We start from the raw sequence: 20827 nt of genomic DNA on the forward strand, positions 1-20827 counted from the left end.
CATGCAAGCCGTACAGCGTGAGATTGCTGAACAGCTCAAGGTCCAACCCCCTTTCAAGGACCAGGCCGATCTCGAGGCAGAAGTCGCCCGGCGGGTCGCGTTCATCCAGCAATGCCTGCTCAATTCCGGGCTCAAGGCCCTGGTGCTGGGCATCAGCGGTGGCGTCGACTCCCTGACCGCGGGCCTGCTGGCCCAGCGGGCGATGCGCGAACTGCGCGCCAGCAGTGGCGACCAGGGCTATCGTTTCATCGCCGTGCGCCTGCCGTACGACGTGCAGTTCGACGAGCACGATGCCCAGGCCTCGGTGGACTTCATCGAACCCGACGAGCGCCACACCGTGAACATCGGGCCGGCGGTCAAGTCCCTGGCCAATGAAGTGGCGGCCTTCGAAGGCCATCAGGCGGTAACCCGGGACTTCGTCCTTGGCAACACCAAGGCACGCATGCGCATGGTCGCGCAGTACACCATCGCCGGCGCTGCCCACGGCCTGGTGATCGGCACCGACCACGCCGCCGAAGCGGTGATGGGTTTCTTCACCAAGTTCGGTGACGGCGCCTGCGACCTGGCCCCGCTGAGCGGGCTGGTGAAGAATCAGGTGCGGGCCATTGCCCGGCATTTCGGCGCGCCGGAGTCGCTGGTGGAAAAGATCCCTACCGCCGACCTGGAAGACCTGTCTCCCGGCAAGCCGGACGAAGCGTCCCACGGCGTGACCTACGCCGAGATCGACGCCTTCCTCCATGGCCAGCCGGTGCGCGAGGAGGCGTTCAAGATCATCTGCAACACCTACAACAAGACCCATCACAAACGCGTGATGCCATTCGCGCCTTGAGGTGACGAGGTGACGCAAAAGCCCGCCGCGGGAAATCCTCGGTGGGCTTTTTGTTATGTGTTGGCCGGGCTGGCGTTATCGCGAGCAAGCTTCGCTCCTACACAAGCGTGTGGGAGTCAGGCTTGCCTGCAACCGCCCGCCCACAAAAAAGCGCCCCGCAGGGCGCTTTTTCATCACACGGAATCAACCGATCACTTCAGCACCACAGCGCCTTTCATCATCGAGTTGTGGCCCGGGAACGAGCAGAAGAACTCGTAGCTTTCGCCAGCGGTCAGCTTCGACACGTCGAAGGTCACCGAGTCTTTTTCGCCGGAGCCGATCATCTTGGTGTGGGCGATGACGCGGCTGTCGCCTTCTTTCAGGTAGTTCTTGTCGATGCCGGCGGCCATGCCGTCGGTAGCGATACCGGCCATGTCCGCGCTTTTGCTCAATACCCAGTTATGGCCCATGACGTTCTTCGGCAGGCTGCCGGAGTGGGTCAGGTTCACGGTGAAGGTCTTGCAGCTCTTGTCGATGGTGATTTCCTTCGTGTTGAAGGACATCTGGTCGGTGGAGTCGACATCGACCTTACATTCGGCGGCCATCAGCTGGCTGCTGGCCAGTGTCAGCAGGGATACCGCAACGAGTTTGGCAAACATGGTGAATCTCCAAGGCAGGGTTAACAAAATCCATCTGAATCCATGAAGGTGAAGACTGCCTGAATTTTTCACAAGTTCCTATGATTTACATCAAGAAATTGTATACAACTTTGCGCTATCGGCCTGATCGAGAAAATCAAACAGCCAGCCATCGGCCGTGGACCTATGCTCGGCGCACATCACTATCGGAGTGTCTGCCATGCACCTCAACAGTCTGTTCCGCAGCCTGCTCGCCGCCTATGCCTGTGGCGCCAGCGGCACCTATGAAAGCCCCCGCGGCGAGGATTGACCCTTGGAGCGCGGCCGGCCAGCCATTACTCTGTGGCCCTCACCGACCATGGAGTAAGGCATGTCTTTAGCGTCTGTATGCGTGTTCTGCGGTGCCAGCACTGGCACCAACCCGGCCTACCGCGAGGCCGCCGAAGCCCTCGGGCGCCAGCTGGCCGAGCGCAAGCTGACCCTGGTCTATGGCGGTGGCGCCGTCGGCCTGATGGGCATAGTCGCCGACGCGGCCCTGGCGGCTGGCGGCGAAGTCATCGGCATCATTCCCCAGAGCCTCAAGGACAAGGAAATCGGCCATCCGGGCCTGACGCGCCTGGAGGTGGTCGACGGCATGCACGCCCGCAAGGCACGCATGGCCGAGTTGAGCGACGCTTTTATCGCGCTGCCTGGCGGCCTGGGTACCCTGGAAGAATTGTTCGAAGTCTGGACCTGGGGGCAGTTGGGTTACCACGCCAAGCCCCTGGGGTTGCTGGAAGTGAATGGCTTCTACGAGAAGCTCACGGGTTTTCTCGATCACATCGTCGGCGAAGGCTTCGTTCGCGCCCCGCACCGTGACATGCTGCAAGTGAGCGAATCGCCGCGCAAACTGCTGCAAGCCCTGGAAGCCTGGCAACCCACGGTAGTCCCCAAATGGGCCGAGCAGAAACCCGATTAACCGCCGGGCTCCGATACAGGGCAGAATACGCGCCGCTCAAACCTCACCTTCGACCCCAGAGGATCGCCCATGGCTAAACCCAATTACTCCTTCGCCAAACGTCAGCGAGACCTGGCAAAGGAGCAGAAGAAAGAGGAAAAGCTGCAACGCAAGAAAGCGGCCGCTGAAGAAGCCGGCGCACCAAGCCCGGATACAGAAGACGACGTGGCCGTCGACGACGCCGATGCAGTAGACGATCAGGCTCCCAAGGCCTGAGACCCGCCAGGCCCGATACCTCTATCAGGCCCTCGGGATCTGGGGTCGGCCATCCGTTGCCGACCCTCGGATACCCAACGCTTTGACAATCGAATCGCGATAACCCTGTGGCAAGTTGGCCGGTAGCCGGTCCGGCGCGAACAGGCCGATTTCCTTGTGCTCGTGGCTGACGGTTGGTACAAAACCGCCCACGAGCCGGCAGCGATAGGTCGAGATAAAGACCTGCTTGCCAGGGATGACTTCGAACAGGTACGAATCCAGCGGCTCGCCCACCGCCACCCGCACGTCCAGCTCCTCCTCGATCTCCCGCGCCAGGCATTGCGGCGCCGTCTCCCCCAGCTCGATCCGCCCGCCGGGCAGCTCCCACTCGTCACGCTCGTTGAGCATCAGCACCACCAGCCCCTCGGGGGATTGCAGCACGCCCTTGATCGATACCGGGAACATAAGTAACTCCTGTAAAGCCTGTAGCCGCTGCCGAAGGCTGCGATAAGGTTCGAAGAACCTTCCTGTGGCCGCAAAAGCACGGCCGCTACGCGCCCGAGCGCAGCCTGCGGCAGCGGCTACAGAGAGATCCGTTCATTCAGCGGCATCACCGTCACCCGCACTTCCGGGTCGTGGCTGCCGCCGCCGAGAATCACCCCGCGCAACGGCGAGACATCGGAAAAATCCCGGCCCCAGGCCAGGGTGATGTGCTCCAGCGCCGGCTGCACGTTGTTGGTCGGGTCGAAATCCACCCAGCCGAGCACCGGGCAGAACACCGAGACCCAGGCATGGGAAGCGTCCGCGCCGATCAGGCGTGGCTGCCCCGGTGGCGGCTGGGTCAGCAGGTAGCCGCTGACATAACGCGCCGCCAAGCCACGGGAACGCAAACACGCCAGCATCAGGTGGGCGAAGTCCTGGCAGACCCCGCGCCGCCGCTCCAGCACTTCCACCAGCGGCGTCGCCACCTGGGTGGCTTCGGCATCGAAGGTGAACTCGTTGAAGATCTTTTCCATCAACGCTTGCACCCCCAGTAACAACGGACGCCCGGCGGGGAAACAGCTTTCGGAGAACTCGACGAAGCTTTTCTTCAAGTGCACATAAGGCGACTCGAAGCGGTAACGGCACGCCTCCATCAAGGCCGCGGACAACGGCCGGCTGCTGTAGGTCAGCGCACTGCGGGTGGCGTCCCAGGGCAATGAACGGGTGAAATCCAGCGTGGGCCTGGCCAGCACCTCCACCGTCAGCTGCGCATTGACCAGCAGCTCGTCATGGGGCCGCTCGAACGCCAGCCGGGTCAGTGGGTTGCCGAACACATCCAGCTCGTCGCGACGGGTGGTGGGGTCGGGGCTGATCAGCAGTTCCTGCTGGCTGCAATGCTGCCAGGCGCAGGCTCGCGGCCACAGGTGCGCCAGCTGCTGGGCCAGGGAAACCGGGCTGTCGTAGTGGTAATGGGTATCGTGGAAGATCTGGTAATGAGCGCTCATCAGACGGATACCGTTCGTTGGCTGACATCGTCGACATGGGCGAAATGCCGCAGCGCCAGGCGGTCGGAGACCTGCCCGCTGGCATCGGCGATTTCCTGCAACAGGTCGGCCAGGCCTTCAAGCGCCGCCCGCACGCTGGCCTCGCCGAACAGCGGGTTTTCCAGGCAGCCCAGGTCGAAGCGCCCCAGACGCCCCACCAGCTTGGGCAAACCGGCCTCGCGCGGTACGCCGAACTCGTCGTTCAAGCGATTGAGGGTCCGGGTCACCAGCTTCAGCTGGAACAGCACCGCATGAGGGTTCTGTTCGTCGAGCAGCAACAGGTCGAGCACCGGAATCAACTGCGCCACCGCCAAGTAGCGGGAACGGTAGGTGATGCTGCTGTTGCCCAGTTCCAGCAGCCACTCCAGCCCGGCCTGGTCGAACGCGGTGGCGCTACGCAGGAAGGCCGCCAGGCTGCTGCTGAGAAACTGCAGGCGCTCGATGCGCCGGCCAATCATCAAAAAGCGCCAGCCTTCGTCACGGGTCATGTCGTCCAGGGCGAAGCCCGACAGCGCCGCCAGGGACATCACCAGGCGATTGAGGAAGTCCAGCAGCTCGCCGAAGTCCGGCTCGCGGGCTTCCAGTGCCAGGGCTTCGCGCTGCAATTCCACCAGCGCCTGCCAGTTTTCCCGCGAAAGCTTGCCGCGCACCTGGGACGCCGCCCACTGCAGGCGCTGCAGGTTGGAGCGCAGGCTGAAGGACCAGTCGTCCCCCTGCAGGGCCGCCAACAAACGCTCGGGCAGTTCGCCTTCGTCCGGCAGCAGCATCAGGCTTTCGCCGAGCTCGACCGCCGCCTGCAAGGCTTGCGGGTCATCGCCGTCGACATAGCGCGCCAGCATGATCCGCAACAGCCGCGCACTGCCATCGCAACGCTCGCAGTAACGGCCGAACCAGAACAGGTTTTCCACCACCCGCGACGGCAGATACGGATCGCGCCGCACCAGCTCATGCACGCCGATGGTCCGCTGGCCTTTCCACTGTTCGCCGCTGGGCGCACGTTCGCCCAGCACCCAGGTGTCCTTGCTGGCGCCGCCGCGCTGCATCGATACCACCTCGGCATCGGCCTCGGCGGCCACCCGGGTCAAGCCGCCCGGCAGTACCCGGTAACCATCGCGGCTGGCCACGGCATACACCCGCATGCCGATGGCACGCGGTTGCAGCTGGCCGTCCTCGGCCTGCCAGACCGGCGCCTGGGACAGCTGCGCCAGTTCCTGGGCGACATAGGCATAAGGCCGCGCCCGCATGCGCTCGGCCAGGGCCTGGCGCTCTTTCTCGCAGAGGTCGCGACCGAACAATGGAGCAAAGCTCTGGGACGGGAACGCCGGCTTGATCAGCAGTTCCGGGAGTTTCTCCAGGGCCTGGGCCAGCACCGGTGCCTCGCCGCACCACCAGGTGGCGACAGACGGCAGAATCAGTTTTTCGCCGAACAAGTGCTCGCTGATCTTCGGCAGGAAACCCAGCAGGCCTGGCGACTCCAGCACGCCGCTGCCCAGGGCATTGGCCACCAGCACCCGCCCCTGCCGCACCGCCTCCAGCAGCCCCGGCACGCCGAGGGCCGAGTCGGTGCGCAGTTCCAGCGGGTCGCAGAAGTCGTCGTCGAGCCGGCGCATGATCGCGTGCACCCGCCGCAGGCCGCTCAGGGTCTTGAGGTAGACCGTGGCGTCGCGCACCGTCAGGTCGCCGCCTTCCACCAGCGGATAACCGAGCTGGCGCGCCAGGTACAGGTGTTCGAAATAGCTCTCGTTGAAACGTCCCGGGGTCAGCAGCACGATCAGTGGCGCTTCGTCGTCCCGGGGCGCCTGGCGGGCCAGGGTTTCCTGCAGGGTGCGGAAGAACCCGGCCAGGTGCTGCACCTGCAGATCGCGGTACAGGTCCGGAAAGGCCCGGGACACGATCATGCGGTTTTCCAGGGCGTAGCCGGCACCGGACGGTGCCTGGGTGCGGTCGGCGGTGACCCACCAGCGCCCGTCCGGGGTGCGCGCCAGGTCGACCGCGTACAGGTGCAGGAAGGCGCCTTCCGGCGGCTGGATGCCCTGGCACGGCCAGAGAAAGTTGTTATGGCCGAAGACCAGCTCGGCCGGCAGCAGGCCCTCGCTGATCAGCCGCTGGGGGCCGTACAGATCGGCCAGTACCGCATTGAGCAAACGCGCCCGCTGCGCGATCCCGGCGGACAGCTGCTGCCATTCATCGGCGGCGATCACATGGGGCAACAGGTCCAGTTCCCACGGCCGGTCGGCGCCCTTGGGGTCGGCATAGACGTTGTAGGTGACGCCGTTTTCCTGGATCTGCCGGGTCAGCAGCGCCTGGCGCTGCATCAACTGCGCCGGTGTGCTGCGCTGCAACTGGTCGAACAGCCGGCGCCAGTGCGGGCGCACCGCGCCGCTGGCGTCGAGCAGTTCGTGGTAGGTACCCGCCGTCAGCGGGTAGTGGTCAAGCAGGTCAGGCATGGAAAGCTCGGCAGACGGCAAGGTAAGTCAGATTAACGCAGACACATGACGCCCGGATATGCGAAACATCCGGGCGTCGCGTCTGCTTTAGAAACGTCGCAAATCGAGTGTCATCGGCAACTCGTCGTTGATCCTCAGGCTCGGCACAGACAAGGTGCCGGGGCTATGCCCCAGTCGGAAGAAGCGCGCCATGCGTCGGCTCTCGGCCTCGTTGGCATTCACCGGCAGGCTGTCGTAGTTGCGCCCGCCCGGGTGGGCCACATGGTATTGGCAACCGCCCAGGGAACGCTGCATCCAGGTGTCGAGCAGGTCGAACACCAGCGGTGCGTGCACCGGGATGGTCGGCTGCAGGCAGTTGAACGGCTGCCAGGCCCGATAGCGCACGCCGGCGACGAACTCCCCGACTCGCCCGGTAGGCTGCAGCGGTACCGCAACACCGTTGCAGGTCAACAGGTAGCGCTGCGGCGCCAGCCCGGTGAGCTTGACCTGCAAGCGCTCCAGCGACGAGTCGACATAACGCACCGTGCCGCCAGCGGAGCCCTCCTCCCCCAACACGTGCCAAGGCTCCAGGGCCTGGCGCAGCTCCAGTTCGACACCGCCGACCGCATAATCGCCAACCTTGGGGAAACGGAACTCCAGGTGCGCGGCGAACCACTCGGCGCGCAGCGGGTAGCCGGCGGCGTTGAGCTCGACAATGACATCGGCGAAGTCCTGCTCGATGAAGTGCGGCAACAGGAAGCGGTCGTGCAGTTCGGTGCCCCAGCGCGCCAGCTTGGCCGGTGCGTAGGGCTCGCGCCAGAAGCGCGCCACCAAGGCCCGCAGCAACAATTGCTGGGCCAGGCTCATGCGCGCATGGGGCGGCATTTCAAAGGCGCGCAGTTCCAGCAGACCCAAGCGCCCTGTAGCGCCATCCGGCGAGTACAGCTTGTCGATGCAGAACTCGGCGCGATGGGTGTTGCCGGTGACATCGATCAGCAAGTTGCGCAGCAGCCGGTCGACCAGCCAGGGTGGGCACTCCTCGCTCGGTTCGGGCATCTGCGCGAAGGCGATTTCCAGCTCGTACAACGCATCGTTGCGCGCCTCGTCGACCCGCGGCGCCTGGGAGGTGGGGCCGATGAACAGCCCGGAGAACAGATAGGACAACGACGGGTGGTTGTGCCAGTAGCTGATCAGGCTGCGCAACAGGTCCGGCCGGCGCAGGAACGGCGAATCCGCCGGCGTCGCGCCACCCAATACCAAGTGGTTGCCGCCGCCGGTGCCAGTATGGCGCCCGTCGATCATGAATTTCTCGGTGGTCAGGCGAGTCTGCCGGGCTTCCTCGTAGAGGAATTCGGTGCGCTCCACCAGCTCGTCCCAACTGGCGGACGGCTGCACGTTGACCTCGATCACGCCCGGATCGGGGGTGACGCGGAAGTTGCTCAGGCGCGGATCGCTCGGCGGCTCGTAGCCCTCCAGCAGCACCGGGCAATGCAGCTCCTCGGCGGTGGCCTCGATGGCGCTGACCAACTCCAGATAATCCTCCAGGCGCTCCAGGGGTGGCATGAACAGGTACAAGCGCCCGCCCCGCGCCTCGGCGCAGAACGCGGTGCGGGTCAGCCAGTCGGCGGACTGGTCGATCTGCGGCACCCGCTCATCGGCCTCGGCCGCTTCGCCGTGTTCACGCAGCTGCGCGCTGTCCGGAAGCTCGGGCAGCTCCTGGTTCGGATCGGTGGGGTGCACATAGGGGTACTCCGCCGCCGTCACCCAGGGCTGGGACGCCAGCGGCAGGCGATAACCCAGGGGCGAATCCCCCGGGATCAACCGGCAGTGGGTATTGCGCAGGTACCAGCGGCCGCTCTGCCACTGGTCGCCCCTGGCGGTACGGGCCAGCGGCAGGACCTGGCCGATGACCTTGTCCAGGCCCTGGCTGAACACCTTGCGCAGGCGCGCCCGCTCCAGCTCGTCCGCCAGCCGCGAATCCTCGGCGCTGACGTTCTGCGGCAAGGTGCCTTCGCGCCACAGGTAGTAGAAGTTGTCTTCATAAGCCGGGAATACAAAGCGCGCGGGCAGCTTCAAGCGTTCGGCGACACTGGCGAGGAAACGCCCGGCCAGCTCGCTGTCGGCGCCATAGTCTTCATGCTCGTCGGCAATCAGCGCGGCGTTGTGCCAGATCGGCACGCCGTCGCGGCGCCAGTAGCAGTTCAGCGACCAGCGCGGCAATTGCTCGCCCGGGTACCACTTGCCCTGGCCAAAGTGCACCAGGCCCTTGGGCGCGTAGTGGTTGCGCAGGCGCTGGAACAGCTCGGCGGACAACCGGCGCTTGTTCGGCCCGAGAGCCGCGGTGTTCCATTCGGCGCCATCCGGGTCGTCAATCGAGACGAAGGTCGGCTCGCCGCCCATGGTCAGGCGCACGTCGCCTGCCAGCAGGTCGGCATCGATCTGCCGGCCCAGGGCCTGGATCGCCAGCCATTGCTCCTCGGTGTAGGGCTTGGTGACCCGCGGCGCTTCCCAGACCCGCTCCACCGACATCTCGTGGCCGAACTCGCATTCACAAGGCTCTACCAGGCCGCTGATCGGCGCCGCCGAGGACGGATCGGGGCTGCAGGCCAACGGGATATGCCCTTCCCCGGCAAACAGCCCGGAAGTGGCGTCCAGGCCGATCCAGCCGGCGCCGGGCAAGTACACCTCGCACCAGGCGTGCAGGTCGGTGAAGTCGACATCGGTGCCGGACGGGCCGTCGAGGGATTTGACGTCGGCGGTCAGCTGGATCAGGTAGCCGGAAACAAAGCGCGCGGCCAGCCCCAGGTTGCGCAGCAGTTGCACCAGCAGCCAGGCGGAGTCGCGGCAGGAGCCGGAAGCCTTGTCCAGGGTCTGCTCCGGCGTCTGCACGCCGGGCTCCATGCGGATCAGGTAGCCGATGTCTTCGCTCAGGCGCTGGTTCAGGGCCACCAGGAAATCCACCGCCGGCATCGGCGTGCGGTCGATGCCCTCAAGGTAGGCCTTGAACTTCGGCGTCAGCGGCAGGGTTTCCAGGTAAGGCGCCAGCTCGCGCTGCTCGTCGGCGGCATAGGCGAAGGGGATTTTCTCGGCGTAGGGCTCAAGGAAGAAATCGAACGGATTGAACACCGCCATCTCCGCCAGCAGATCGACTTCGATCCGCAGCTCGTCGGTCTTCTCCGGGAAGACCAGGCGCGCCAGGTAGTTGCCCTGGGGGTCCTGCTGCCAGTTGATGAAGTGCTGCTCGGGCTGAACCTTCAGCGCATAGGAGAGAATCCGCGTGCGGCTATGGGCCGCCGGACGCAGGCGAACGATCTGTGGGCCGAGTTCGACCGCGCGGTCGTAGCGGTAATGCGTGACATGGTGCAATGCGACATGGATCGACACGGCGTGCCTCCTGCGGGCCTGAACGTACACGAAAGCGCGCAAGACTTATGCCAGAGCACCAGTCCCGGGGCTTTCCCCAACGGCTGTGGGCAGTACAGCACCAAAAGCGAGCGGTGCGTGCTTCGGCGTGCGCAGGGTTGCACATAAATGTGGCGACAGGATGTAACCGGCGGTCAGCGCACCCGCTTCAGGCCGGCTTCCAGTCGCTGCAGGCGCCGGCGTTTGCGCGCCGCCACTTGCAGCACCTTGAGCCCGCGCTGGTAGCGCCGGGTGCTCATCAGGTACAGCCCGGCCAGGGGAATGCACAGGACAAAGGCCGGGAACAGTCGCTGGCGGGAGTCCAGCAGGACCAGCAGCGCGCATGCCAGGCAGAACACCAGCGCGCCGAACAAGGCCCAGGCGCCACGCGGGTAGCCGCGGATCACCAGCATGAAACACAGGCTCATCAGCAGGCCTGCGCCCAGCATGGCCATCGCGGCGTAGTTGGCGACCTGGAAGTCACGGGGGAAATACAGATGGGGCACCTGCGCGGCGGTCAGCGAGATGCTGAAGACCGTCGTCATCATCACCGCGATATGAATCATCCCGAAACGCCGCACATAGGGCTGCCAGGCGAGCCATTCGGCGGTCTTGAGGCGTAGCAGCCGGTCTTCGACCTGCCGTTGTTGCGGGGTTTTCCGGCGACGTAACACGCGGCTCTTCCTTGAGTTGATGCCCATCCTGGGGGCGCACCTTAACAAACCCGAACGCCGAAATGCACAACGCCAACCCTGGGGTTGGCGTTGTGTCTGTGGCGTTGGGTCCGTACAGCAGTGGCCTTAGCGGGGCACGACCGGTTTGCGGGTCGGCTTCTTGCCTTTGCCCTTGGCCGCATCCGTGCGCTCCTTGGCGGCCTGCTTGTTGCGGGCCATCGCGGCGGCCTTGGCCTGTTCGCGCTTGTCCCACGGGTTGCTACCGTCGCTGCCGCGTGGAGGCAGGCCGGTGTGCTGGGTGAGGATCCTGGTGGTTTCCTTGGCCACTTTGTGGCTGCCAGCCGGCGTCGAGTTCTTGCGACGGGCGCTCTGGTAGCTGTCGGTCGACGGCTGATGCAAAGGAATCAACTGGTTCTTGCCCGGCCCGATCAGGTCGGCGCGGCCCATGCGGGTCAGCGCTTCACGCAGCATCGGCCAGCCTTTCGGGTCGTGGTAACGCAGGAACGCCTTGTGCAGGCGGCGCTGCTCCTCGCTCTTGACGATGGTCACCCCGTCACTCTTGTAGGTGACCTTGCGCAGCGGGTTCTTGCCCGAGTGGTACATCGCGGTGGCGGTGGCCATCGGCGACGGGTAGAACGCCTGCACCTGGTCGGCGCGGAAACCGTTGCCCTTGAGCCACAGGGCCAGGTTCATCATGTCTTCGTCGGTGGTGCCCGGGTGCGCGGCGATGAAGTACGGAATCAGGTACTGCTCCTTGCCCGCTTCCTTGGAGTACTTCTCGAACATCCGCTTGAACCGGTCGTAGCTACCGATGCCCGGCTTCATCATCTGGTTGAGCGGGCCTTCCTCGGTGTGTTCCGGGGCGATCTTCAGGTAGCCACCGACGTGGTGGGTCACCAGTTCCTTGACGTACTCCGGCGACTCGACCGCGAGGTCGTAGCGCAGGCCGGAAGCGATCAGGATCTTCTTCACCCCCGGCAAGGCGCGGGCGCTGCGATACAGCTGGATCAGCGACGAGTGGTCGGTGTTCAGGTTCGGGCAGATGCCAGGGAACACGCAGGACGGCTTGCGGCACGCGGATTCGATTTCCGGGCTCTTGCAGGCGATGCGGTACATGTTCGCGGTCGGGCCGCCGAGGTCGGAAATGACCCCGGTAAAACCGGGAACCTTGTCGCGAATCTCTTCGATCTCGCGAATGATCGACTCTTCGGAACGGTTCTGGATGATCCGCCCTTCGTGCTCGGTGATCGAGCAGAAGGTGCAACCACCGAAGCAGCCACGCATGATGTTCACCGAGAAACGGATCATGTCGTAGGCCGGGATCTTCTCCTTGCCGTACGCCGGGTGCGGGATGCGCTGATAGGGCATGCCGAACACGTAGTCCATCTCTTCGGTGGTCATCGGGATGGGTGGCGGGTTGAACCAGACGTCGATCTCGCCATGTTTCTGCACCAGCGCACGGGCGTTGCCCGGGTTGGTTTCCAGGTGCAGCACGCGGTTGGCGTGGGCGTAGAGCACCGGATCGTTACGCACCTTTTCCATGGACGGCAGGCGGATCACGGTCTTGTCCCGGGTCATCTTCGGGCTGGCCAGGATCTGCACGACCTTGGCTTCCTGGGGATCTTCAACCGGCCCCTTTTCCTGCTCGATGGCGCAGGCTTGGGTGTCCTGGGTGTTGACGTAGGGGTTGATGATCTTGTCGATCTTGCCCGGACGGTCGATACGCGTGGAGTCGACTTCGTACCAACCCTGCGGCGTGTCACGGCGAATGAACGCGGTGCCGCGCACGTCGGTGATGTCTTCGATCTTGTGCCCGTAGGACAGGCGCTGGGCGACTTCGACAATCGCCCGCTCGGCATTGCCGTAGAGCAGGATGTCGGCGCTGGCGTCGATCAGGATCGAGTTGCGCACCCGGTCCTGCCAGTAGTCGTAGTGGGCGATGCGGCGCAGGGAGGCTTCGATGCCGCCCAGGACGATCGGCACGTGCTTGTAGGCTTCCTTGCAGCGCTGGCTGTAGACCAGGCTGGCGCGGTCCGGACGCTTGCCCGCCAGGCCACCCGGGGTGTAGGCGTCGTCGGAGCGGATTTTCTTGTCCGCGGTGTAGCGGTTGATCATCGAGTCCATGTTGCCGGCCGCGACGCCGAAGAACAGGTTCGGCTCGCCGAGCTTCATGAAGTCGTCTTTGGACTGCCAGTTCGGCTGGGCGATGATCCCGACGCGGAAGCCCTGGGACTCCAGCAGCCGGCCGATGATCGCCATGCCGAACGACGGGTGATCGACGTAGGCATCACCGGTGACGATGATGATGTCGCAGGAATCCCAGCCGAGCTGATCCATTTCCGCCCTGCTCATCGGCAGGAACGGCGCCGGTCCGAAACATTCGGCCCAGTACTTGGGATAGTCAAATAACGGCTTGGCTGCTTGCATGTCGATGACCGGTATAGGTGTAGATGAGGGCGCGTTTATTTACAGAGAAATTCGCGGGCGCGGAATATAGCACAAAAAATAACCAATTCCGACGACTATGGTCGGAAATCGGTGGCCTGTGGCCGCTGTCGCAGACTGCGATCGGCTGCGCGGCAGACGCAACGCTCACCCATCGAACGAAGGTACTGCGGCCCTTGTCGCAGCCTGCGGCAGCGGCTACGGCTGTTTATTCGTCGTCGTCGAAGTTGTAGCTGCCCGGCGCGAGGTTCTCGAAGCGGGTGTACTTGCCGATGAACGCCAGGCGGATAAAGCCGATGGGGCCGTTCCGCTGCTTGCCGATAATGATCTCGGCAATGCCCTTGTGCTCGGTCTCGGGGTGATACACCTCGTCCCGGTACACGAACATGATGACGTCGGCGTCCTGCTCGATCGCTCCGGATTCCCGCAAGTCGGAGTTCACCGGGCGCTTGTTCGGGCGCTGCTCGAGGGAGCGGTTGAGCTGGGACAGGGCCACTACCGGGCAGTTGAATTCCTTGGCCAGGGCCTTGAGGGAACGGGAGATCTCGGAAATCTCGTTGGTCCGGTTGTCGCCGCTGGAACCCGGGATCTGCATCAGTTGCAGGTAGTCGATCATGATCAGGGCGATGTCGCCGTGCTCACGCACCAGGCGGCGGGTCCGCGCGCGCATTTCCGAAGGGCTGATACCGGCGGTGTCGTCGATGAACAGCTTGCGGTCGTTGAGCAGGTTGACCGCCGAGGTCAGGCGCGGCCAGTCGTCGTCTTCCAGCTGGCCGGAACGCACCTTGGTCTGGTCGATACGGCCGAGGGACGACAGCATACGCATGATCAGCGATTCGCCTGGCATCTCGAGGGAGTACACCAGCACTGCCTTGTCGCTGCGCAGTACGGCGTTTTCCACCAGGTTCATGGCAAAGGTAGTCTTACCCATGGACGGACGACCGGCGACGATGATCAGGTCGGCGGGCTGCAGGCCGCTGGTCTTCTCATCGAGGTCGGTGTAGCCGGTGGACAGGCCGGTGATGGCGTTGTCGGTGTTGAACAGGGTGTCGATGCGGTCGATGGCCTTGGTCAGCAACTCGTTGACGCCCACCGGACCGCCGGTCTTCGGACGCGCTTCGGCGATCTGGAAGATCTGCCGTTCGGCTTCGTCGAGAATCTCTTCGGCGGTGCGGCCTTCGGGGTTGAAGGCGCTGTCGGCGATCTCGGTGCTGATGCCGATCAGCTGGCGCAGGGTGGCGCGCTGGCGAACGATCTGCGCATAGGCCTTGATGTTGGCCACCGACGGCGTGTTCTTCGCCAGTTCGCCCAGGTAACCCAGGCCACCGACCTGGGACGTCTGGCCTTCCTTGTCCAGCTGCTCGGACAGGGTCACGACGTCGATCGGCATGTTCTGATCGGCCAGCTTGGCGATCGCGCGGAAGATCAGGCGGTGGTCATGTCGATAGAAATCGCCGTCGGAGACTTGATCGAGCACCCGCTCCCAGGCGTTGTTGTCCAGCATCAGACCACCGAGCACGGCCTGTTCGGCCTCGATGGAATGTGGCGGCACCTTCAGGGCAGCGGTTTGCAGATCGTATTGCTCGGGAGCGGAGATATCGTTCATGGCCACTTGGTTTTTTAGGAAAAGCAGGGGTTTGAAAAACTGAGGGTACAGAAAGACAAAGGGCACGACCTGTAAACAGGATCGTGCCCGATGTTACCGGCTAGCTCCCGAGGGTGCCAGCCGACAAGTACTGCTTAAGCTGCTACCACGACAACGCGTACGGTGGCTTCAACTTCAGCGTGCAGGTGCACGGCTACGTCGAATTCACCTACGTTGCGGATGGTGCCGTTCGGCAGACGAACTTCGCTTTTTGCAACTTCAACGCCGGAGGCGGTCAGTGCATCAGCGATGTCGTGGGTGCCGATCGAACCGAACAGCTTGCCTTCGTCACCAGCGGTGGCAGTGATAGTCACTTCCAGCTCAGCCAGTTGGGCAGCGCGAGTTTCGGCAGAAGCCTTTTTCTCTGCAGCCAGTTTTTCCAGCTCGGCACGACGCGCTTCGAACGCAGCCAGGTTGGCAGCGGTAGCAGCGGTGGCTTTGCCGAAAGGCAGCAGGTAGTTACGGCCGTAACCAGCCTTAACGTTTACCTTATCGCCCAGGTTGCCCAGGTTGGCGATTTTTTCCAGCAGGATCAGTTCCATTTGGTAATAACCTCTTAACTTTTAACCTTCACCGTTCGCAGGACCGTTATCGGTGTCTTTCGGCGCCGAACGACCGCGAAAATCAATCAGGCTGTCGACTATGGCCAACACCACGAGCAACGGATAGATCAGCTGCATAAACAGCAACAGCGTTACGTACAACCCCACCAGCCAGAACCTGGCCAGTCGCCCTTGCGCCACCAGCCCGTGAATCAGGGCCAGCCCGGCGAACACCAGCGGTACGCTGCACAACGGCGTCAGCATCGCCATCTGTGGACCGAGGTTCGGTCCCAGCAGCATGCAGGCCAGCAGCAACATCGCCAGTCCCAGCGGGAGCTTGATAGCGCGAAACTCGCGCCCAAAACCACCCGGGTTGTACAACAACGCCTGCCAGTAGCGCCCGACAATCAGGCTCAGCACACTGACGACCTGCAACAAAGCCGCAATCAGGCCGGTCAGGACCGGTGCGATCAGTGAGGCGAGACGAGCCCGCTCTTCAACCGACAGCTGCTGGTAGAGATCACCGAGGGCCAACGGCAGGATTTTTACCAACTCCTGCGAGAGCATCTCGATCTGGGGGCGGTAAGCCACACCCAGCACTCCAGCAAACACCAGGCCCAGCGCTATGCTGACCAGCAGCACACGGTTCCAGGATTCGCTTGCGCGCAAAACCAACGCAAGGCCCGAAGACCCGAGCAACACCATGAGTGCGCGTGGATCGTCGGAATACAGCCACCAGAACAATGCCGGCAGCAATCCCAGGGCGAGGACACCAAGGGCGTCGCTCAAACCGCGCCGCAGGAGCACCAGGCTTCCCGCAGCAGCACCCAACCAATACAACAACGGCAATGCCGCACATCCGGCCACTACCAGAGTGGCCTGCATACGGCCGCGCATGATGAACTCAGCTAAGGCGCGCATGCATTCAATCCCTTACTACTTGTCGACTGCCCGGTCTCAGCGGCCGTGGCTGTCGGTGTAGGCCAGCAGGGCCAGGAAGCGGGCGCGCTTGATAGCGGTGGCCAGCTGACGCTGATAACGAGCTTTGGTACCGGTGATACGGCTTGGAACGATTTTGCCGGTCTCGGATACGTAGGCTTTCAGAGTGTTGAGATCTTTGTAATCGATCTCTTTCACGTCTTCAGCGGTGAAGCGGCAGAATTTACGACGACGGAAGAAACGTGCCATGTAATTGGCTCCTCAAAAGGTCCGTGGATTACTCGTCAGCGTTATCGCTGGCGTCGCTGTTATCGCTGTCATCGCCATCGGCGCTGTCAGAATGCTCAGGACGGTCACGACGCTCACGGCGCTCACTGCGGTTCTCTTCAGCCTTGAGCATCTCGGATTGGCCAGTGATGGCTTCTTCGCGACGGATGACCAGGTTACGGATCACAGCATCGTTGTAACGGAAGTTGTCTTCCAGCTCAGCCAGGGCTTTACCGGTGCACTCAACGTTCAGCATCACGTAGTGAGCCTTGTGAACATTGTTGATTGCGTAGGCCAGTTGACGACGGCCCCAGTCTTCCAGACGGTGGATTTTGCCGCCGTCTTCTTCGATCAGCTTGGTGTAACGCTCAACCATGCCGCCGACTTGCTCGCTCTGGTCAGGGTGGACCAGAAAGATGATTTCGTAATGACGCATGAATGCTCCTTACGGGTTGTAGCCTGCCGCTCAAAAGCGGTCAGACAAGGAGTGAATGACACTTGTGTGTCTTGCCTCAGAGATAGGCACATATGCGCCTGCCGCAACGGCAAGGGGCGCAATTGTAGAGAAGGGGGAACAGCGGCGCAAGGCAATTGGTGATTATTTGAACAACTGGGCGCCAGGGCGCGCCAAACCTGCCAGACAGGCCTGCTCACGACTGCGGCACCTCGATCGGGCCGCTATCGCGAGCAAGCTCGCGCCTGCATAGGGGGAGGAAACTCAGGCCTTCTTGGCTGCACTCTTGGCTTTGGCCGCACGCTGGCGCGTGGCTTCGAACAGGCACACGCCGGTAGCCACCGAAACGTTGAGACTGCTGACGCTACCGGCCATCGGCAGGCGCACCAGGAAATCGCAATGCTCGCGGGTGAGGCGACGCATACCCTTGCCTTCGGCGCCCATGATCAGGATGGTCGGCCCGGTCAGGTCCTGGTCATACAGTTCCTGCTCGGCTTCGCCAGCCGTGCCGACGACCCACAGGCCGCGCTGCTGGAGCTTTTCCAAGGTGCGCGCGAGGTTGGTCACGGCCACCAGCGGAATCACTTCCGCGGCGCCGCACGCCACTTTACGTACGGTCGGGGTCAGGGTCGCCGATTTGTCTTTCGGCACCAGCACCGCCAGTGCACCGGCCGCATCGGCAGTGCGCAGGCAGGCGCCAAGGTTATGCGGGTCGGTCACGCCGTCCAGCACGAGAAGCAGCGGCGCGCCCTCGGTACGGTCGAGCAACTCATCGAGCATCGCTTCGCCCCAGACCTGGCTTGGACTCACTTCAGCCACGACGCCCTGGTGAACGCCTTCGACCCAGGCATCCATTTCGCGACGCTCGGCCTGACCGACCGCCACGCGATTCTGCCCGGCCAGGTCCACCAGCACCTGTACACGCGGATCGCTACGGCCTTCGGCCAGCCAGATCTGCTTGACGCGCTTGGGGTGGTGACGCAGCAATGCTTCTACAGCGTGCACGCCGTAGATCTTTTCCAACTGACTCATGACTTGGCCTTGGGTTTACGCGCCCCGCCGCTTTTCGCCGCAGGACCTGCGCCCGCTTTCGGCGGACCTTTACGATGTTTGCTCGGCTTGCTGGACGCCGGCTTGCCGGACTTTCCCCCAGACGCCGCTTTACCGCCGCTCTTGGCTTCGGCCAGCAGCGCCTGCTTCATTTCACGGCTCTTGCGCACTTCGGCGTTTTTCGCCGCCGCATCGCTGGAGCGGTAGGCCTCGACCGGCTTCTCCTTGGCCGGACCACGACGCCCGGCCTTGGCTGGGGCGGGCTCGGCAGCCGTTTTGGCCGGAGGCACATCGACAGCGCCACGTTTTTTGCGACCGATCGGCGCACTGATGGTTTTTTCCGCCATCTCGAAGTCGATCTTGCGCTCGTCCAGATCGACGCGCATGACCCGCACTTCCACGCTGTCACCCAGGCGGAAGCTGCGGCCGGTGCGCTCACCGGCGAGGCGGTGATGCACAGGATCGAAGTGGTAGTAGTCGCCCGGCAGCGCCGTGACATGCACCAGTCCTTCGACATAGATATCGGTCAGTTCGACGAACAGGCCAAAACCGGTCACCGCAGTGATCACGCCCGGGAACGCCTCGCCCACGCGATCTTTCATGTATTCGCACTTGAGCCAGTTCACCACGTCGCGAGTCGCTTCGTCGGCACGCCGCTCGCTCATCGAGCACTGCTCGCCAAGCTGCTCGAGAATCGCCTCGTCGTAGGGATAGATGCGCGCCTTCGGAATGCTCATCGCACCGGCACGACGCACGTGAGGCGTGTTCTGTTTGGAGTGGATGACACTGCGAATCGCCCGGTGCGTCAGCAGGTCCGGGTAACGGCGAATCGGCGAGGTGAAGTGGGTATAGGCTTCGTAGTTCAGGCCGAAGTGGCCCTGATTGTCAGCGCTGTACACCGCCTGGCTCAAGGAGCGCAGCATCACGGTCTGGATCAGATGGAAGTCCGGACGATCCTTGATGCTTTCCAGCAAGGCCTGGTAGTCCTTCGGCGTCGGGCCGTCCTTGCCTTTATGCAGGGACAGGCCGAGTTCGCCGAGGAAGGCGCGCAGTTTTTCCAGGCGCTCTGGCGGCGGGCCGTCGTGAACGCGATAGAGCGCGGGGATTTCGTGCTTCTTGAGGAATTCGGCGGTGGCCACGTTGGCCGCCAGCATGCACTCCTCGATCAGCTTGTGCGCATCGTTACGGGTAGTCGGACGAATTTCGGCGATCTTGCGCTCGGAACCGAAGATGATCCGGGTTTCCTGGGTCTCGAAGTCGATGGCGCCACGGGTATGACGGGCACCGAGCAGAACCTTGTACAGCGCATAAAGCTGCTTGAGGTGCGGCACGACATCGGCGTATTCGCCACGCAGCTGCTTAGCCTCGCTGGTTTTCGGCTGTTCGAGGATAGTGCTGACCTTGTTGTAGGTCAGGCGCGCCTTGGAGTGGATCACCGCCTCATAGAACTGATAGTCGGTCATCTCGCCGGATTTGGAGATGGTCATCTCGCACACCATGGCCAGACGATCGACTTTCGGGTTCAGCGAGCACAGACCGTTGGACAGCTGTTCCGGCAGCATCGGTACCACGCGCTCGGGGAAATACACCGAGTTGCCGCGCACCTGAGCCTCGTTATCCAGCGCCGAACCGATCTTCACGTAACTGGAAACGTCGGCGATCGCCACGTACAGCTTCCAGCCACCGCCGAACAGGCGCAACTTGCCGGGCTTGGCTTCGCAATAGACCGCATCGTCGAAGTCGCGAGCATCTTCGCCGTCGATGGTGACGAACGGCAGATCACGCAGGTCGATGCGCTTCTCTTTGTCCTTCTCTTCGACTTCCGGCTTGAGCTTGCCGGCTTCCTTCAGCACCGCCTCGGGCCAGACGTGAGGAATATCGTAGGTGCGCAAGGCAACATCGATTTCCATGCCCGGGGCCATGTAGTTGCCCACGACCTCGACCACGTCGCCTTGCGGCTGGAAGCGCGGAGTCGGCCAGTGGGTGATCTTCACCTCGACGAACTGGCCGATCTTGGCGCCGGCATTGCGACCCGGGGTCACCAGCACTTCCTGCTGGATCTTCGGGTTGTCCGCCACCACAAAACCGATTCCGCCTTCTTCGAAATAACGGCCGACGATGCTCTCGTGGGCACGGGACACTACTTCGACGATCATGCCTTCGCGGCGACCGCGACGATCCAGACCGGAAACCCGGGCCAGTGCACGGTCGCCATCGAACACCAGGCGCATCTGCGCCGGGCTCATGAACAGGTCGTCGCTGCCGTCATCGGGAACCAGGAAGCCGAAACCGTCACGGTGACCGCTGATGCGGCCAAGAATCAGGTCGAGCTTGTCCACCGGTGCATATGTGCCGCGACGGGTGTAGATCAGCTGGGCATCGCGCTCCATGGCGCGCAGACGGCGACGCAGGGCTTCGATCTGGTCTTCTGTGGTCAGACCAAACTCTTCGACCAACTGTTCGCGGTTAGCAGGCGAACCCCGATCAGCAAGGTGCTGAAGGATCAGTTCGCGGCTAGGGATAGGGTTTTCATATTTTTCCGCTTCACGAGCGGCCTCGGGATCGAGGGACTGCCAATCGGCCATTAGATAAATTTCACCTTGTCTATATGAGGGTTAGTTTGGCATACGCGTATTGAAACGGGAAATTTCAGGCTAAGACAGGCTCCGAAAAGTCCTTTAGAGGCTTCAGAACCATCCTGCAAAAGCCGTCGGCGAATTTTTTTCAATATTTTCAAGATCAGGGGTTTACAGCTCAAAAGGTGGTCCGTATAGTGCGCGCCATCGACGACGGAGACGTTGTCGATACTGCCCAGATGG

Annotated in this window: 18 protein-coding genes; 3 read left to right on the forward strand and 15 right to left on the reverse strand. The window is 63.1% G+C overall.

Annotated elements, in window-relative coordinates; translation table 11 throughout:
- Position 1 precedes the first annotated feature (1 nt).
- Entirely contained in the window at positions 2-829 is an 828-nt protein-coding gene (nadE, locus tag AC07Y9_RS06570; protein WP_007925206.1) for an NAD(+) synthase, read from the forward strand.
- A gap of 191 nt (positions 830-1020) precedes the next feature.
- On the opposite strand, the gene azu is transcribed toward nadE, so the two are convergent.
- Positions 1021-1467: an azurin gene (gene azu / locus AC07Y9_RS06575; RefSeq protein ID WP_102678305.1), complete on the reverse strand. Its 447-nt coding sequence runs from the start codon at positions 1465-1467 to the stop codon at positions 1021-1023.
- 349 nt (positions 1468-1816) lie between these two features.
- On the opposite strand from azu, the gene AC07Y9_RS06580 reads away from it, so the two are divergent.
- Positions 1817-2404 carry a cytokinin riboside 5'-monophosphate phosphoribohydrolase gene (locus AC07Y9_RS06580; RefSeq protein WP_102678306.1) on the forward strand — a complete coding sequence of 196 codons (588 nt, stop codon included), beginning with the start codon at positions 1817-1819 and terminating at the stop codon, positions 2402-2404.
- 69 nt (positions 2405-2473) lie between these two features.
- Entirely contained in the window at positions 2474-2659 is a 186-nt protein-coding gene (locus AC07Y9_RS06585) for a hypothetical protein (protein WP_009041920.1), read from the forward strand.
- A 24-nt stretch (positions 2660-2683) separates the two neighbouring features.
- Here the strand turns inward: AC07Y9_RS06585 and AC07Y9_RS06590 are convergent, their stop codons facing one another.
- The 14 genes from AC07Y9_RS06590 to AC07Y9_RS06655 form a co-directional block, all read right to left on the reverse strand.
- Positions 2684-3103, reverse strand: a complete 420-nt coding sequence (locus AC07Y9_RS06590) for an NUDIX hydrolase (RefSeq protein ID WP_102678307.1) — start codon at positions 3101-3103, stop codon at positions 2684-2686.
- Positions 3104-3219: 116 nt separating this feature from the next.
- Entirely contained in the window at positions 3220-4125 is a 906-nt protein-coding gene (locus AC07Y9_RS06595; RefSeq protein ID WP_102678308.1) for a transglutaminase family protein, read from the reverse strand.
- Positions 4125-6611 carry a circularly permuted type 2 ATP-grasp protein gene (locus tag AC07Y9_RS06600; protein ID WP_102678309.1) on the reverse strand — a complete coding sequence of 829 codons (2487 nt, stop codon included), beginning with the start codon at positions 6609-6611 and terminating at the stop codon, positions 4125-4127. Before AC07Y9_RS06600 ends, AC07Y9_RS06595 begins: the two co-directional genes overlap by 1 nt.
- Positions 6612-6698: 87 nt before the next feature.
- Positions 6699-9974 carry a transglutaminase family protein gene (locus tag AC07Y9_RS06605; RefSeq protein ID WP_102678310.1) on the reverse strand — a complete coding sequence of 1092 codons (3276 nt, stop codon included), beginning with the start codon at positions 9972-9974 and terminating at the stop codon, positions 6699-6701.
- Positions 9975-10147: 173 nt separating this feature from the next.
- The gene (locus AC07Y9_RS06610) at positions 10148-10666 is read right to left on the reverse strand and encodes a hypothetical protein (RefSeq protein WP_102678311.1); all 519 of its coding nucleotides are present in this window, start codon (positions 10664-10666) and stop codon (positions 10148-10150) included.
- Positions 10667-10792: 126 nt separating this feature from the next.
- A complete protein-coding gene (locus AC07Y9_RS06615; RefSeq protein WP_102678312.1) occupies positions 10793-13093 on the reverse strand; it encodes a YgiQ family radical SAM protein in 2301 nt (766 codons plus the stop codon).
- 226 nt (positions 13094-13319) lie between these two features.
- Positions 13320-14717 carry a replicative DNA helicase gene (dnaB, locus tag AC07Y9_RS06620; protein ID WP_007921486.1) on the reverse strand — a complete coding sequence of 466 codons (1398 nt, stop codon included), beginning with the start codon at positions 14715-14717 and terminating at the stop codon, positions 13320-13322.
- Positions 14718-14851: 134 nt separating this feature from the next.
- On the reverse strand, positions 14852-15298 hold the full coding sequence (gene rplI / locus AC07Y9_RS06625) for a 50S ribosomal protein L9 (protein WP_007921484.1): 447 nt from the start codon (positions 15296-15298) through the stop codon (positions 14852-14854).
- A gap of 21 nt (positions 15299-15319) precedes the next feature.
- The gene (locus AC07Y9_RS06630) at positions 15320-16219 is read right to left on the reverse strand and encodes a hypothetical protein (RefSeq protein WP_102678313.1); all 900 of its coding nucleotides are present in this window, start codon (positions 16217-16219) and stop codon (positions 15320-15322) included.
- Positions 16220-16255: 36 nt separating this feature from the next.
- The gene (gene rpsR / locus AC07Y9_RS06635) at positions 16256-16486 is read right to left on the reverse strand and encodes a 30S ribosomal protein S18 (RefSeq protein WP_002551829.1); all 231 of its coding nucleotides are present in this window, start codon (positions 16484-16486) and stop codon (positions 16256-16258) included.
- 28 nt (positions 16487-16514) lie between these two features.
- Complete coding sequence (gene rpsF, locus AC07Y9_RS06640) at positions 16515-16940, reverse strand: 30S ribosomal protein S6 (protein ID WP_007921481.1); 426 nt, start codon at positions 16938-16940, stop codon at positions 16515-16517.
- A 282-nt stretch (positions 16941-17222) separates the two neighbouring features.
- Positions 17223-17990: a 23S rRNA (guanosine(2251)-2'-O)-methyltransferase RlmB gene (rlmB, locus tag AC07Y9_RS06645; RefSeq protein WP_023970226.1), complete on the reverse strand. Its 768-nt coding sequence runs from the start codon at positions 17988-17990 to the stop codon at positions 17223-17225.
- Positions 17987-20593, reverse strand: a complete 2607-nt coding sequence (rnr, locus tag AC07Y9_RS06650) for a ribonuclease R (protein ID WP_053259428.1) — start codon at positions 20591-20593, stop codon at positions 17987-17989. Before rnr ends, rlmB begins: the two co-directional genes overlap by 4 nt.
- Positions 20593-20827: hypothetical protein (locus tag AC07Y9_RS06655; protein WP_494990491.1), on the reverse strand; the 235-nt coding region annotated here is incomplete at its 5' end. The genes AC07Y9_RS06655 and rnr, both read right to left, overlap by 1 nt.

It is taken from the genome of Pseudomonas sp. GW456-L12 (genome assembly GCF_059424045.1).

What these genes read in the sequence shown, in the direction of transcription:
- nadE (WP_007925206.1), top strand. Translation starts at nt 2, where the DNA reads ATGCAAGCCGTACAGCGTGAGATTGCTGAACAGCTCAAGGTCCAACCC.
- azu (WP_102678305.1), bottom strand. Translation starts at nt 1,467, where the DNA reads ATGTTTGCCAAACTCGTTGCGGTATCCCTGCTGACACTGGCCAGCAGC.
- AC07Y9_RS06580 (WP_102678306.1), top strand. Translation starts at nt 1,817, where the DNA reads ATGTCTTTAGCGTCTGTATGCGTGTTCTGCGGTGCCAGCACTGGCACC.
- AC07Y9_RS06585 (WP_009041920.1), top strand. Translation starts at nt 2,474, where the DNA reads ATGGCTAAACCCAATTACTCCTTCGCCAAACGTCAGCGAGACCTGGCA.
- AC07Y9_RS06590 (WP_102678307.1), bottom strand. Translation starts at nt 3,103, where the DNA reads ATGTTCCCGGTATCGATCAAGGGCGTGCTGCAATCCCCCGAGGGGCTG.
- AC07Y9_RS06595 (WP_102678308.1), bottom strand. Translation starts at nt 4,125, where the DNA reads ATGAGCGCTCATTACCAGATCTTCCACGATACCCATTACCACTACGAC.
- AC07Y9_RS06600 (WP_102678309.1), bottom strand. Translation starts at nt 6,611, where the DNA reads ATGCCTGACCTGCTTGACCACTACCCGCTGACGGCGGGTACCTACCAC.
- AC07Y9_RS06615 (WP_102678312.1), bottom strand. Translation starts at nt 13,093, where the DNA reads ATGCAAGCAGCCAAGCCGTTATTTGACTATCCCAAGTACTGGGCCGAA.
- dnaB (WP_007921486.1), bottom strand. Translation starts at nt 14,717, where the DNA reads ATGAACGATATCTCCGCTCCCGAGCAATACGATCTGCAAACCGCTGCC.
- rplI (WP_007921484.1), bottom strand. Translation starts at nt 15,298, where the DNA reads ATGGAACTGATCCTGCTGGAAAAAATCGCCAACCTGGGCAACCTGGGC.
- AC07Y9_RS06630 (WP_102678313.1), bottom strand. Translation starts at nt 16,219, where the DNA reads ATGCGCGCCTTAGCTGAGTTCATCATGCGCGGCCGTATGCAGGCCACT.
- rpsR (WP_002551829.1), bottom strand. Translation starts at nt 16,486, where the DNA reads ATGGCACGTTTCTTCCGTCGTCGTAAATTCTGCCGCTTCACCGCTGAA.
- rpsF (WP_007921481.1), bottom strand. Translation starts at nt 16,940, where the DNA reads ATGCGTCATTACGAAATCATCTTTCTGGTCCACCCTGACCAGAGCGAG.
- rlmB (WP_023970226.1), bottom strand. Translation starts at nt 17,990, where the DNA reads ATGAGTCAGTTGGAAAAGATCTACGGCGTGCACGCTGTAGAAGCATTG.
- rnr (WP_053259428.1), bottom strand. Translation starts at nt 20,593, where the DNA reads ATGGCCGATTGGCAGTCCCTCGATCCCGAGGCCGCTCGTGAAGCGGAA.